12 protein-coding genes are annotated in these 14466 nt (G+C 60.2%); 1 reads left to right on the top strand and 11 read right to left on the bottom strand.

From position 1 onward, the window contains the following. Positions 1-9: 9 nt before the first annotated feature. Genes AAAX32_RS01405 through AAAX32_RS01390 form a run of 4 tightly spaced genes read right to left on the bottom strand, consistent with a single transcriptional unit; the run spans position 10 to position 3119 of the window. A complete protein-coding gene (locus AAAX32_RS01405) occupies positions 10-936 on the bottom strand; it encodes an ACP S-malonyltransferase (RefSeq protein WP_349099715.1) in 927 nt (308 codons plus the stop codon). Next, positions 924-1868, bottom strand: coding sequence for an enoyl-[acyl-carrier-protein] reductase FabK (fabK, locus tag AAAX32_RS01400; RefSeq protein WP_349099714.1), 945 nt, complete (start codon positions 1866-1868; stop codon positions 924-926). The genes AAAX32_RS01405 and fabK overlap by 13 nt, the downstream gene beginning before the upstream one ends. Before the next feature lie 2 nt (positions 1869-1870). Continuing rightward, complete coding sequence (locus AAAX32_RS01395) at positions 1871-2107, bottom strand: acyl carrier protein (RefSeq protein ID WP_006235019.1); 237 nt, start codon at positions 2105-2107, stop codon at positions 1871-1873. Between the two features lie 52 nt (positions 2108-2159). Continuing rightward, positions 2160-3119, bottom strand: a complete 960-nt coding sequence (locus AAAX32_RS01390; RefSeq protein ID WP_349099713.1) for a beta-ketoacyl-ACP synthase 3 — start codon at positions 3117-3119, stop codon at positions 2160-2162. Between the two features lie 176 nt (positions 3120-3295). On the opposite strand from AAAX32_RS01390, the gene AAAX32_RS01385 reads away from it, so the two are divergent. Then, a complete protein-coding gene (locus tag AAAX32_RS01385; protein WP_349099712.1) occupies positions 3296-4072 on the top strand; it encodes a biotin--[acetyl-CoA-carboxylase] ligase in 777 nt (258 codons plus the stop codon). A gap of 116 nt (positions 4073-4188) precedes the next feature. Here AAAX32_RS01385 and rpsJ read toward each other — a convergent pair whose 3' ends face one another. The 7 genes from rpsJ to AAAX32_RS01350 form a co-directional block, all read right to left on the bottom strand. Continuing rightward, on the bottom strand, positions 4189-4497 hold the full coding sequence (gene rpsJ / locus AAAX32_RS01380; protein ID WP_022094184.1) for a 30S ribosomal protein S10: 309 nt from the start codon (positions 4495-4497) through the stop codon (positions 4189-4191). A 60-nt stretch (positions 4498-4557) separates the two neighbouring features. Further along, complete coding sequence (gene fusA, locus AAAX32_RS01375; protein WP_099432072.1) at positions 4558-6657, bottom strand: elongation factor G; 2100 nt, start codon at positions 6655-6657, stop codon at positions 4558-4560. Between the two features lie 19 nt (positions 6658-6676). Then, complete coding sequence (gene rpsG / locus AAAX32_RS01370) at positions 6677-7150, bottom strand: 30S ribosomal protein S7 (RefSeq protein ID WP_006235013.1); 474 nt, start codon at positions 7148-7150, stop codon at positions 6677-6679. 73 nt (positions 7151-7223) lie between these two features. Next, positions 7224-7601: a 30S ribosomal protein S12 gene (gene rpsL, locus AAAX32_RS01365; RefSeq protein ID WP_006235012.1), complete on the bottom strand. Its 378-nt coding sequence runs from the start codon at positions 7599-7601 to the stop codon at positions 7224-7226. A gap of 524 nt (positions 7602-8125) precedes the next feature. Further along, positions 8126-9202: a DUF4179 domain-containing protein gene (locus tag AAAX32_RS01360; protein WP_349099711.1), complete on the bottom strand. Its 1077-nt coding sequence runs from the start codon at positions 9200-9202 to the stop codon at positions 8126-8128. Next, positions 9153-9671 (bottom strand): RNA polymerase sigma factor, encoded by a 519-nt coding sequence (locus AAAX32_RS01355; protein ID WP_349099710.1) that lies wholly within the window; start codon positions 9669-9671, stop codon positions 9153-9155. Before AAAX32_RS01355 ends, AAAX32_RS01360 begins: the two co-directional genes overlap by 50 nt. Before the next feature lie 310 nt (positions 9672-9981). Further along, positions 9982-14460, bottom strand: a complete 4479-nt coding sequence (locus AAAX32_RS01350) for a DNA-directed RNA polymerase subunit beta' (protein WP_199411334.1) — start codon at positions 14458-14460, stop codon at positions 9982-9984. Positions 14461-14466: the final 6 nt, after the last annotated feature.

Below are 14466 nucleotides of genomic sequence, written 5' to 3'. Positions count from 1 at the left end.
CCCTGTGGACTATGCGAGCTCGTCGGCGATAGCTGCGACCTGCTCGGCCGTTTCGCACGAACACACGCGAACGTCACTCAGCGTACGCTTGACCAGGCCCGACAGCGTTTTGCCAGGGCCGACCTCAATAAACGTGTCGATGCCCTGACCCTGCAGAGTATGCAGCGTGTCGGCCCAGCGAACGGCATGACTCACCTGGTTGGCCAAGACATCCGATGCCGCTCGCGGGTCCGCCGGATAGGGCGCCGCCGTCATGTTTGCCATGACCGGAATCAGCAGCGGAGACGGCGCGTGGCCGTCTTGGATATACGTCGCCAGCCCCTCAGTCGCCTCGGCCATATAGGGGCTATGAAATGCACCCGACACCGCGACTTTCATAGCGCGGCCGCCAGCCTCTTTTACTAGGACGTCGAGCTCCTGCAGCGCCTCAGGCGCTCCGGCAACAACCGTCTGCTGGGGGCTGTTGTAGTTGACCGGCCAGCAGTCCTCGCCGGCCTGTTTTGCCAGGCCCTCGACTTGCGCCGCATCGAGTTTGATGACGGCGCGCATGCCGCCGGGGTGACGCTCGGCCGCCGTGGCCATCAATGCCGCGCGCTCACACACGAGCTCAAAACCCGCTCGCGTATCGAATGCCCCCGCAAAGGTGAGCGCGGCGACCTCGCCAAGCGAAAAACCCGCACAGGCGGCAGGTACCACGCCGCGCTCACGCAGGGCGACAGCCGCTGCCAGGTCGTGAACGAACACGCACGGTTGCGTGTTCTCGGTCTGCGAGAGCTCCTCCTTGGAGGCACTTCGGCACTGCTTGCTCGTCCCCGGGCGTACCTCGTCGGCAATGGCGAACACCTCGGCAGCCGCCGGCGATGTCTCGATCAGGTCGACGCCCATCGCGGGATGCTGGGCACCCTGACCGGCAAATAGAAACGCTACGCTACCCATGAGGACGCACCCTTCAGGACATGCTCGGCGCCATCGACCAGATCGTCGACGATTTCGCGTGCGCTCTGGCGTTCGTTGACCATGCCGGCAATCTGTCCGCACAAATACGAACCCTCTTCGTAATTTCCGTCCTTTGCGGCTTTACGAAGCGCGCCCGTGCCCATGGCCCCGAGCTCCTCGGGGCTTGCGCCCGCCGCCTCGTTCTTGGCATACGCGTTGGTGAAGGGGCTCTTGAGGGCGCGAACCGGATGTCCCGTCGAGCGACCGGTCGCACGCGTCGACGTATCGCCTGCCTTGAGCACCAGCTCTTTGTACTGTTCGGATACGGTGCACTCGTTTGCGACCAGAAAGCGTGTTCCCACCTGGACGCCGGCAGCGCCGAGCATAAAGGCGGCCGCCACACCACGGCCATCGGCGATGCCGCCGGCCGCCACCACGGGGATATCGACCGCATCGACAACCTGCGGCACCAATGCCATCGTCGAGGTCTCGCCAATATGGCCGCCTGATTCGGTGCCCTCGGCAACCACGGCAGTGGCTCCGCGACGCGCCACGAGACGCGCCAGCGCCACCGAGGCAACGACCGGGATGACCTTGATGCCCGCCTCGTTCCACGCCTTCATGTACTTGGTGGGATTTCCGGCGCCCGTCACGACGACCGGCACTCGCTCGTCAATAACGACCTGCGCGACCTCGTCGGCAAACGGGCTCATGAGCATGACGTTGACGCCGAAGGGCTTATCCGTCCTGGCGCGCAGCTCGTGAATCTGGTCGCGCAGCCAGTTGGCGTCGGCGTTCATGGCCGCGATGATCCCTAAGCCGCCCACCTCGGACACTGCGGAAGCCAGCGAGGCGTCGGCAATCCAAGCCATACCGCCCTGGAACACGGGCTTTTCGATGCCGAGCAGATCGCAGAGAGGAGTCTTGAGCATCTCTACTTCTCCAATGCCGCCTCGACCGTATCGGCGAACTCGCCGACCGTCTTGGGGTTCTCCTCGGTATCGAGCTGGATGCCAAACTCGTCCTCAACGGCGACGAGGATCTCGACGGTGCCCAGACTGTCGAGACCAATCTCCTCAAGCGTGGACTCGGGCTTCATCTCGACGTCGTCAAGGCCAGCGGTCTCGCGGATAACGTCGCAAACGCGCTCGAAGGTCTTCTGATCTGCCATGGTAGTTCTCCTTTGTTTGTGCCCTAGGGGCGGTTTTATTTCCTATGTGCGACTACTTCCAACGAAGCAGATAGCCACCTATATCCAGGCCGGCGCCAAATCCAACGAGGGCGATGGTGTCGCCCGCATTCAGTACGTCAGTGCGTGCCAGCCGGTCAAGCGCAAAGGGAATGCAGGCGCTCGAAATGTTGCCGGTCTCGCGTAGCGTTCGAACCACGCGCTCGTCTGGCACACCGAGGCGCTTGACCGCCTGACTCAGGATTCGTTCGTTAGCCTGATGGAATACAAAATGGTCGATGTCCTCGACCGAAACGCCCGCATCGCTCGCAAGCTTATGGACCGTGTCGCAGATGGCGTTGACGCCGAACTTGAACACGCGACGGCCATTCATGGACAGCACGCTCTCGCTATCTGCGGAGGCCTTAAACGGCGAGGTGCCGACCAGACCGGGAACACGCAACGTCTCGACGTCGGGCGCCGTCGAAAGCTCAACGGCAAGGGGGCTGTCTCCCCCAGCCCCAATCACTGCGGCGCCTGCCCCATCGCCAAAGAGCACGCAGGTGGCGCGGTCGGTCCAGTCGAGCGCGCGCGTCATCTGCTCGGCAGCAACGATAAGCACGCGCTTGGCACGACCCCGGGCGATATAGCCCTCGGCGACATCGAGCGCAAATACGAAGCCGGCGCAGGCCGCCGAAACGTCGAAGGCAGGGCACGTCGCGCCTAGTCGCTCAGCAACGGCACATGCCTCAGCGGGAACAAGGTGGTCACCCGTCGTCGTCGAGCAGACGATCAGATCCAGCTGGCTCGCGTCGATTCCGGACATCTGGAGTGCCCGCTCGCTCGCCGCTACGGCAAGGTCGTCGAGTGACTCGGTGGTGCACACATGGCGGCTCTTGATACCTGTGCGGGTAAAAATCCACTCATCCGAGGTATCGAGGAACTCGGACAGCTCGTCATTGGAAACACTGCGCTTAGGAAGCGCCGAGCCCGTTCCAAGAATCGTGAAACCCATCACTAACCTCCTTTGAGTTGTTGACGTGTTTACATCGACCAAGAGAGGATAGCGCATTTCAATCGTTGTTGACGTGTTAACATTAAATTGCCCAAATGCAACAAAGGCTTCACATTGTGTCTGCCTCTCGACACCATTGCGTTATTCACTTATTCATTAAGGAGGTAGCAGCCGTTATGGATGCCAAATTAACGATAGTCGACGTAACCGGATCGACCAACGATGACCTGCTCGAAGCAGGAAAACAGGGAGCGCCACACGGCACGGGACTTGCCGCCCGGGCTCAGACAGCAGGACGCGGCCGACGCGGCCACAAGTGGGATTCAACCGCCGGCAACCTGTTGCTCTCGATTGTCCTACGTCCACGTGTTGATCCCACCAAGTACTCTGGTCTTGCCGCCGTCAGCGGCTTAGCGGTGCTCGAGGCGCTCGAAAAGCAAGGTCTTGCTAACGAGATCGGCCTCAAATGGCCCAACGACCTCGTCGCGCGAGGGCGCAAACTCGGCGGCATCCTGGTCGAGGCGGCTCGTGACAACGAGGGCAAGCCCTTTGCCGTCTGCGGCATTGGCGTCAATGTGAACTATGTGCCCTCGGAGGTTCCCGATGGCGGCCTGCCGGCAATCGGCCTCTCAGACCTCAACGAGAATGTTCCCACCGTCGATGTGCTACTCAAGGAGGTTCATCACGCGATCGTGAATGCCGTAGGCACATGGACAGATCTGCTCAACGCCATGGAAGAAGACGCTGGTCCGATCGCGCCCGTCCACGATGATTATGTCGCTCATCTCAATTGGATTGGGGAGCACGTAATCGCCCGTTCCCCTGCCGGTGACGAGCTGGCGCGTGGCATCTTTCAAACCGTCGATGCCTTTGGTCGAGCGTGCATCAAGACGGAAGACGACTTGCGATCCTTCCATTTTGAAGAGGCATCGCTGCGTCCCATGGGTAAATAGGGCACCATAGCCACCCACTCGGCTGCATTCCCCGGCGGTCCAAACCCATCATGCAAAACAAAAGAGCCCCACTACCGTAATGGCAGCGGGGCTCTGTAAGCTATGAGCGATATCGCTTAGAGCTTGATGTCGATGTCGACGCCAGCGGGGAGGTCGAGACGCATGAGCGAATCAACAGTGCCCGAGGTGGGGTCGAGGATGTCGATGAGGCGCTTGTGGGTGCGCATCTCGAACTGCTCACGGGAGTCCTTGTTCACGTGCGGCGAGCGGATAACCGTGTACAGGTTGCGCTCGGTGGGCAGGGGGACAGGACCGGAAACGCGAGCGCCAGTCTTCTGAGCGGTCTCGACGATGAGCTTCGCGGACTGATCGACGACCTCGTGATCATAGCCCTTGAGGCGAATGCGGATCTTCTGGGTAGCCAACTTAAACCTCCAAAGAGTGCGAGAGATGTTCTCGCGGATTACGTAACAGGGAGCTCGAACTTAGGCGTTCTTGCTCATGACCTCGTCCACGATGGACTTGGGCGCGGGCTCATAAGAGTCGAACTGCATCGTGTAGGATGCACGGCCCTGGGTCTGGGAGCGAAGGTCGGTAGCGTAACCGAACATCTCGCCCAGCGGCACCTTGGCACGGATGAGCTTGCTGTTCTTGCGATCCTCCATGCCCTCGATCTTGCCGCGGCGACCGGAGAGGTTGCCCATAACGTCGCCCATGTACTGCTCGGGGGTCTCGACCTCGACAGCCATGATCGGCTCGAGCAGCTGCGGATCGGACTTCTTGAGGGCGTCCTTGATAGCCATGGAACCGGCGATCTTAAAGGCGGCCTCGGAGGAGTCGACCTCGTGGTAAGAACCGTCGAACAGGGTGACCTTAACGTCGAGGACCGGGAAGCCGGCGATAACACCGGTGTTCAGGGCCTCCTGGATGCCCTTGTCGATAGACGGGATGTACTCCTTGGGCACGACGCCGCCGACGATAGCGTTGACGAACTCGTAGCCGAAGCCCTCCTCCATCTTCTCGAGCTTGATGACGGCGTGGCCGTACTGACCGCGACCGCCGGACTGACGGACGAACTTGCCCTCAGCCTTCTCGACGTCGTGACCAGCGGTCTCGCGGTAGGCAACCTGGGGCTTACCAACGTTAGCGTCAACCTTGAACTCGCGGAGCAGACGGTCAACGATGATCTCGAGGTGCAGCTCGCCCATGCCGGCGATGATGGTCTGGCCGGTCTCGTGGTTGGTGGACACCTTGAAGGTCGGGTCCTCCTCGGCGAGCTTGGTCAGAGCCAGAGACATCTTGTCCTGCTCGGCCTTGGTCTTGGGCTCGATGGCAACGTCGATAACGGGGTTAGCGAACTCGATCTTCTCGAGGACGATCTCCTTGCCCTCGGTGCACAGGGTGTCACCGGTGGTGGAGTTCTTGAAGCCGACGCAAGCGACGATGTCGCCGGCGGCAGCGTCGTCGCGGTCGATACGCTCGGCGGCGTTCATCTCGAGGATGCGGCCGAGGCGCTCGCGCTGACCGTTGGAAGCGTTGACCACGTAGGAGCCGGACTCGGCACGACCGGAGTAAACGCGGACATAGGTAAGCTTACCGACGAACGGATCGGTCATGATCTTGAAGACCAGGCCGGAGAAGGGCTCGTCGAAGGAAGGATGACGCTGGATCTCCTCGCCGGTGTCCGGATCGGTACCGGTGACGGCCTCAACGTCGAGCGGGCTGGGCAGGTAGTCGACGACAGCGTCGAGCAGCTCCTGAACGCCCTTGTTCTTGTAGGCGGAGCCCACGAAGACGAGGTTGAGCTCATTGGCCAGAACACCCTTGCGCAGAGCAGCCTTGAGCTCCTCGACGGTGAAGTCCTCCTCCATGAGGATCTTCTCCATGAGCTCGTCGTCAAAGCTGGCAGCAGCGTCGAGGAGCTCCTCGCGCTTGGTGGCAGCGATGTCGGCGAACTCAGCCGGGATCTCGTCCATCGGCTCGGGGTAGGTCATGCCCTTCTCGTCGGCCTTGAAGTCCCATGCAGTCATGGTGACCAGGTCGATGACGCCCCAGAAGTTGTCCTCGGCGCCCATCGGGACCTGAGCGGCCACGGCGTTGGCGTCGAGACGATCCTTCATGGTCTCGATAGCGTTGAAGAAGTCAGCGCCCACGCGGTCATACTTGTTGATGAAGGCGATGCGGGGGACGTTGAAGGTAGAAGCCTGACGCCAAACGGTCTCAGACTGGGGCTGAACGCCGGCAACGGCGTCGAAGACGGCGACAGCGCCATCGAGGACGCGCAGGCAGCGCTCGACCTCGGCGGTGAAATCAACGTGGCCCGGGGTGTCGATGATCTGGATGCGGTAGTCGGTACCGTCCTTCTTCCAGAAGCACGTGGTAGCAGCGGAGGTAATGGTTACGCCGCGCTCCTGCTCCTGAACCATCCAGTCCATGGTGGCAGCGCCCTCATGGACCTCACCGATCTTGTGGGTCTTACCGGTGTAGTAAAGAATACGCTCGGTCGTGGTGGTCTTACCGGCATCGATGTGAGCCATGATGCCGATGTTACGGGTATCGGAAAGCTTGTACTTAGGCTTAGCCATGTTAGTTCCTTACCTTAACTTACCAACGATAGTGAGAGAACGCGCGGTTGGCCTCGGCCATCTTGAAGACGTCCTCACGCTTCTTGACGGAAGCGCCCAGGCCGTTGGAGGCGTCGAGGATCTCGTTGGCGAGACGCTCGGCCATGGTCTTCTCCTTGCGAGCGCGGGAGAAGTTGACGATCCAGCGGATACCCAGAGCGGTGGAACGACGGGAGTTGACCTCCATCGGGACCTGATAGGTAGCGCCACCGACACGCTTGGGCTTAACCTCGAGCGTGGGCTTGACGTTGTCCATAGCCTTCTTGAAGGTAGCGAGAGCGTCGCCACCCTCGGACTTCTCGGCAACGATCTCGAAAGCGGTGTAAACGATGCGCTCAGCGGTGGCCTTCTTGCCGTCAAGAAGGACCTTGTTGATGAGCTGAGTCACCAGGCGGTTGTTGTAAACGGCGTCAGGCTGAACCTCACGACGATTAGCTGCTGCACGACGCGGCATGTGAAATCTCCTTAAGTGTCTACCGTGCGGCGCTTAGGCGGCACACGGCGAAAGTATCAAAACGTTATCTGGCTTATTTAGCCTTGGGGCGCTTAGCACCGTACTTGGAACGGGCCTGCATACGGTTCTGGACCGGAGCAGCGTCGTAGGCGCCACGGATGACGTGATAACGGACACCAGGGAGGTCACGGACACGACCGCCGCGGACGAGCACGATGGAGTGCTCCTGCAGGTTGTGGCCCTCACCCGGGATGTAAGCAGTAACTTCGATGCCGTTGACGAGGCGAACACGGGCAACCTTACGAAGAGCCGAGTTCGGCTTCTTGGGGCTCGTGGTGAAGACGCGGGTGCACACGCCGCGCTTCTGGGAGTTGTGCTGCAGAGCAGCGTTCTTGGACTTCTTGGGCACGGAACGACGGCCCTGGCGAACCAGCTGGTTAATAGTAGGCAAAGCGTACTCCTTCTCGAATGATTCCAGCTTTCTGTAAAGTGCAACGGCTTGAATCGAGGGGTCAGCATCCCCCTACGAAACACGCAGTTCGATAGGATACGTGGCGTTAGCTGTGCCGTCAACAGACCACGCCGCCGGGCGTATCCCAAAATGAGCACATTTCCGCAAAGCCTACACAAAAGGAATCCCCTTCGGTGCGCGGGGGCGGATTCCCGGTCCGGGCGGCCCGCTGGTTAAGTTTGCTGCTCTACAGTCCTGCGCAAGACGGAAAGCACATTAAGTGCTTTCCTTTGCGTGCGGAACTCGCGACAAACTTAAACAGCGGGCCGCCCGGACCGGGAATCCGACGTGCTCGTCGGGGCAACGTTCCCTGCCAAAAAGGGACAGGTTTATTTTGGTCGGTTTTATCTGGGGAAACGTCGCGCTCCAGCGGTAATCTGCTCTCATCTGTCGCATGGAAATCGGCGGCGTTTCCATTTAACGCAAAAGAGGCCGCTTCCCCTAGTAGGAAGCGGCCCCAAATCTTACAAATAGACGATGGTAAAGGGTACTTCTGTTTCGGTCTCTCCTGTTGACGTGCACCTCGTGCCCTCAAGCGTTACTGAGACCACTTGGTCGACATCAATCAACTTCGTTGGCACCCAGATGTTCTCTCCGCTATTGCGCGCATAAGAAAAATATAAGTTGAACACCCCTGCGTCGTCATCTTCGATAGTCTGCTCCGATCCATCCTTGTAGCTGACGATCAGCTTATTATCAACTGCTTCATAGCCCAGATCATCGATGTGCGTCTGGATGGAAAACGGGCTAATCTCAAGAGTCGAGTCATCGGAGCGGAGTTCCTTTGTATCGACGTACGCTCCAACGCTAAACTCGGGCGTCGATGCCTCGAACGGCTTCGCATCCTCGCCTTCGCCCTCGGTCCACGAGATATTCCAGGTGACCGCATGTTGAAAACCTCGCTCGCGATCCATAGAAGCAAAGTACATCGTGCCATTAATGACAGTATCGCTTGATGTGTCCTTATCAATGGTGCAGCGTGTGTCAGCCCATTCCTCGCCGAACTTCATGCTGGGTGTACCGATGCCTTGTTCTTCTTCACCATAGAGAACAAGTTCGCCTGTCTCTGCTGCCGGCTTGTAGTAGTTAACGCCATTTGGATTGGACAACGTAAACGTCACGGCTCCGCAGCCGTTTTGGTCAATAGCCATCTCATGGATATCAAGCGTATAGCCGTTACCCTCGACGGACAGATTAACCTCCTGGACTGCACCCTCCAGGCTTTGGGGCGCGATGCCGTCACCAAACTCTCTGGTGTAGGTATATTTAGTTCCCGATGAGCCTCCGTTGGTCCAGGTAATGGAATCCCCATTGCCGTGGTTTCCCCAGGCTGAGGCAAAATAGCTGGAATTGACAACGGCGTAGGCGACCCCTCCGGTCGCCAACACTCCGGCAAGACATCCGATTACGGCAACATACAGAGGTTTCGCGTGACCCTTTCGACGAAGCGGCTTTCCAGCCGCAGCATCAATAACACGGTCGGCAAGATCGCTATCGGCTTGGATGGACTCGAAGGCCTGCTTGATTTGATTGGATTTCACGGTCGCCCTCCTCTAGGATGAATTTGAGCTTCGATCGACCACGAGCTAAACGCGTTCGAGCGGTCGCGGCTGGCACATGCAGTAACTCGGCAATCTCTGAGGTCGAAAAGCCCAGATAGTAATAGAGTACGATGGGAACACGGAATCGCTCCGGAAGTCGCATAACGTCTGACAGGACCGCCTTGGACTCCTCCTGCGCCGTCGAAAGCGAATCGGCCAGGTTCTCAATATCCTCCACACGCCTCCATGGCTTTCGAAAGAGCGATTTGCATTCATTGATCGTGACCCGGATAAGCCAGCGGCGAAGATGCTCCCGACTTTCAAAGTGTCCATCGCTTTTGAGCAACTTAAGAAAGACGTCTTGTGCAACATCGTCGGCATCGGCGCGATCGCGCAGGTACGTCAATGCGATTCGAAACACGACATCCCGGTGATCTTTGACCGCTTGTCTAAATGCTTGTTCTTCCATAATCACCTCCCGGTGACGGTAATGGTTCTCGATGAGGCCCTCACCATAGATACGCTTTGACCAAACGGAATGTTTCAAATTCAAGCAGGAATAAGCTACCAAAAGAAACCTGTCCCTTTTTGGCAAGGGATCAACGGAACGCAACAGGTTGAGCATACGCAAGCGAGCGGCCCCCAGAGCGTACAAGGTGGCATGAAAAAGGCAGGGCATTGACCTTTTGGTCATGCCCTGCCTTTTGAATGACAGATTGTAGCTCTGGGGGCCGCGCAGCGACGGAGGTCGCCGCCGTTCGTTAGAACGGCGGAACTAGTTACTCCTCGTCGTTGTCCTTGGCCTCTTCGGCGTCGTCGGTGTCCACGAGCTGGTTGAGCAGCTCGTCGAGGGACGCCATGTCCTCGTTGATGGCACCGTTGGCGGGAGCCTTCTTGTCGTCGATCGGAGCGCCCAGGAGCTCCTCGTCGGCGTCGGCGTGATGCGTCGGCGCGGCAGAGGTGCCCAGCAGGATGTCGTCCGGACCGTCGGGGCTAAAGACCATCTGCAGCAGCTGCGAGAGGTCTTCCTCGTCGGCAACGTCGTCGTTGTTCTCGAGGATGTAGAGCAGGTCGTGGGCCTCGAGGCCGTCACGGAGCTCCTCGATCGCCTTGGCACCGATGCCATCGATGCGCAGCAGATCTTCCTCGGACTTGCCGACCAGGTCGCCGACCGTCTCGATGCCGACCTCGCTGAACTTGTTGGTCCAGCGCTGCGACACGCCCAGGTCGTCGAACAGGTACAGGCGAGCCTTCTCGGCGGAGATGGTGTGGCCGTTGCGGGTGAACGAACCGTCAGCACCACCGAACTCGTCGTAGCCGGCCCAGTCGAGCTGCTGCGGGAGCTGCTCGTCCAGGTCCTTGAGCTCCACAGGAGCCCACTCGGGCAGCGACTTGGCGTTGGGCGAAGCCGGGCCGTCGATGTCCACGTAGCCGTCGGCCGTACGATACGTCAGCTTGGCGTTGGCGTACGGCTTGAGGCCGGTACCGGCCGGGATCTTCTTACCGACGATGACGTTGGACTTAAGGTCGAGCAGGTGGTCGACCTTGCCCTCGATGGCAGCCTCGGTAAGGACGCCGGCGGTACGGATGAACGAAGCGCTCGACAGCCAGGAGTCGATGTTGGACGCGACCTTGAGCGTACCCAGGATGACGGGCTCGGCCACAGGAGCCTGACCGCCCAGACGGGCAACGCGCTCGACCTCGTCGGCGAACTCGTAGCGGTCGACGTACTGACCAAGCAGGTACTTGGAGTCACCGGGGTTGGTGATCTGAACGCGACGCAGCATCTGACGTGCGAGCACCTCGATGTGCTTGTCGTTCAGGTCGACGCCCTGGCTGGTGTAGACGTCCTTGACGCTCTCGACGAAGGTGTGCATCGTCGACTCGATGTCAGTCAGCTTGCGCAGGTTGCGGAAGTTGACGAAGCCCTTGGTGATCTGGTCGCCGGCGCGAACCTCGCAGCCGTCCTCGATCTCGGGCATAAAGCGAACCGAAGCGGGGACGCGACGCTCGTCGAGGACACGGGTGTGGTCCTCGGAGTCGGTGAGCGTCAGCACGTACTCGGACTTCTCGGGCTTAATCGAGAGGTGGCCGGAGTACGGAGCCAGCTCGGCCTCGCGACCCAGAATCTTCTCGTTGACGTTGCCGACGATATCGAACATACGGCTGACCGTAGGCAGACCCTGCGTAATATCGTCGACGCCAGCGACGCCGCCGGAGTGAATGGTACGCATCGTAAGCTGCGTACCGGGCTCGCCGATGGACTGGGCGGCAATAATGCCGACCGCGGTACCGATGGCGACCGGACGACGGGTGGAAAGATCCCAGCCGTAGCACTTCTGGCACACGCCGTACTTGGAGCGGCAAGTGAGCAGCGCGCGGAGCTTGACCTTCTTAAGGCCGGCATCGACCATCTTCTGAATGTCGGCAACCTTCTCGATGTAGCCGTCCTGCTCAAAGAGCACGGTGCCATCGGGAGCCACGACGTCCTCGATGAAGCAACGGCCGACGAGGTCGGTGTTGAGGTCGGTGGTGCCGGGGATGATGAGGTTGTAGGTGACGCCCTCGTGCGTGCCGCAGTCCTCCTCGCGGACGATGACGTCCTGGGCCACGTCGACCAGACGACGGGTCAGGTAACCAGAGTCCGAGGTGTGGGATGCGGTATCGACCAGGCCCTTACGGGCGCCGTAGGTCGAAATGAAGTACTCGAGCGGCAGCAGGCCCTCGCGGAAGTTCGCCTTAATGGGAAGGTCGATCGTCTCGCCGGACATGTCTGCCATCAGGCCACGCATGCCGCCGAGCTGACGCAGCTGGGTCTTAGAACCACGGGCGCCGGAGTCGGCCATCATGTACAGCGGGTTCTCCTCGTCGAACATGTCGAGCATGAGCGCTGCGACCTTGTCGGTACAAGCGGTCCACTCGTTAACGACTTCGATGTGGCGCTCTGTCTCGTTGATGAAGCCCTCCTCGAAGTACTCGTTGATCTGGTCGACGTTGGCCTGGGCGCGGTCGAGCAGCTCCTGCTTCTCGGCAGGGATGAGAGCGTCCCACACCGAGATGGTGAGGCCGGCGCGGGTAGCGTAGTGGAAGCCGGAGTACTTGATGGCGTCGAGGATCGGGCCGACCTTGGCCTCGGGGTAACGATCACAGCAGTCCGCAACCAGCTTGGCCACATCGCCCTTGACCATCTTGTAGTTCATGAACTCGTAGTCTTCGGGCAGGCACTGGCGGTTGAAGATGATGCGGCCGATAGAGGTCTCGAAGCGCGCGGTCTTATTGCCGGTGACATCGTAGTCGACAAACTCGTTCTTGCCGTTCTTGACGCGGAAGATACGGGTGCCGTCCTCATTGATGACGTTGGCATCGGCAGCGGACACGCGGACCTGGATCTTGGCCTGCATGTCGACCTCGGAGCGGCAGTCATAGGCGTGCAGCGCGTCGTCGAAGCTCGAGAACACGTGGTTCTCGCCCGGCAGACCCTCGCGGACCTGGGTCAGGTAGTACACACCGATGATCATGTCCTGCGAAGGGATGTTGACCGGCTTGCCGGATGCCGGCGAGCGCAGGTTGTTCGCAGAGAGCATGAGCACGCGGGCCTCGGCCTGAGCCTGGCTGGACAGCGGCACGTGGACAGACATCTGGTCGCCGTCGAAGTCGGCGTTGAAGGGCGAGCAGACCAGCGGGTGCAGGTGGATAGCCTTGCCCTCGACCAGCACCGGCTCAAAGGCCTGGATGGACAGACGGTGCAGGGTCGGTGCACGGTTGAGCAGCACGACGCGGCCGTCGATGACCTCTTCGAGGATATCCCACACAAAGGTGGCACCGCGGTCGATAGCGCGCTTGGCGCCCTTGATGTTCTCGACCTTGCCGAGCTCGACCAGGCGCTTCATAACGAAGGGCTTGAAGAGCTCCAGCGCCATGGTCTTGGGCAGACCGCACTGGTGCAGCAGCAGCTTGGGGTCGGTAACGATAACCGAACGGCCGGAGTAGTCGACACGCTTACCCAGCAGGTTCTGACGGAAACGACCCTGCTTGCCCTTGAGGGCCTCGGCGAGCGACTTGAGCGGGCGACCGCCACGGCCAGAGACCGGGCGACCACGACGGCCGTTGTCGAACAGGGCGTCCACGGACTCCTGGAGCATGCGCTTCTCGTTGTTCACGATAATCGCAGGGGCGTCCAGGTCGAGCAGGCGCTTGAGTCGGTTGTTACGGTTGATCACGCGACGATACAGGTCGTTGAGGTCGGACGCGGCGAAGCGGCCGCCATCGAGCTGGACCATCGGGCGCAGATCGGGCGGAATGACCGGGATGACGTCCAGGATCATGTTTGCGGGGCTGTTGCCGCCCTTCAGGAAGGCGTCAACGACCTCGAGGCGCTTGACGGCCTTCTCGCGCTTCTGCTTCTGGGAATCCTCGTCGGCGATGATGGCCTTGAGCTTCTCGGCCTCGGAGGGGAGGTCGATAGCAGCGAGCAGGTCGCGGACAGCCTCGGCACCCATACCACCCTTGAAGTACATGGAGTAGTAACGGGTCATCTCACGGAACAGCGGCTCATCGGAGATGAGGTCGCGCTCGGTGAGCTTCATGAAGGCGTTGAAGGCGTCCGTGCGGAGCTGCTTCTCGTCCTTGCACTCTTCCTCGATGTCGACGATGCCAGAGGCGATCTCCTCGGGGGTCAGCGGCTCCTCGTCGGAGAACTCGTCAAAGTTCTCGGGGTCGCCCTGCTCCTTGAGGGACTCGATCTGACGGGCGCACTCGGCATCGATCTCTTCCAGATCGGCGGCGAGCTCCTCGCGCAGGTCGTCGGCGTCGGCCTCGCGGGCCTCATAGTCAACCTCGGTGATGATGTAGCTGGCAAAGTACAGAACCTTCTCGAGGTCCTTGGACTTGATGTCGAGCATACGGCTCATCGGGAAGCTCGTGGGGCTCTTGAAGTACCAGATGTGGGACACGGGAGCGGCGAGCTCGATATGGCCCATGCGGTCGCGACGCACCTTGGCCGAGGTAACCTCGACGCCGCAGCGCTCGCAGACGATACCCTTAAAGCGGATGCCCTTGTACTTGCCGCAGGAGCACTCCCAGTCCTTGGCGGGACCGAAGATCTTCTCGCAGAACAGGCCGTCCTTCTCGGGCTTGAGGGTACGGTAATTGATGGTCTCCGGCTTCTTGACCTCACCGTGCGACCAGGAACGGATCTGGTCGGCGGAGGCAAGGGAGATCTTTACCGAGTCAAAATCAGTAGCTTCGAAATCTGCCACAGTCAA

Origin of the sequence: Collinsella sp. CLA-ER-H3, from assembly GCF_040092425.1 — a bacterium.
In the GTDB taxonomy this organism is placed as follows: Bacteria; Actinomycetota; Coriobacteriia; order Coriobacteriales; family Coriobacteriaceae; genus Collinsella.
This window is presented reverse-complemented; position numbering and strand designations above follow the sequence as displayed.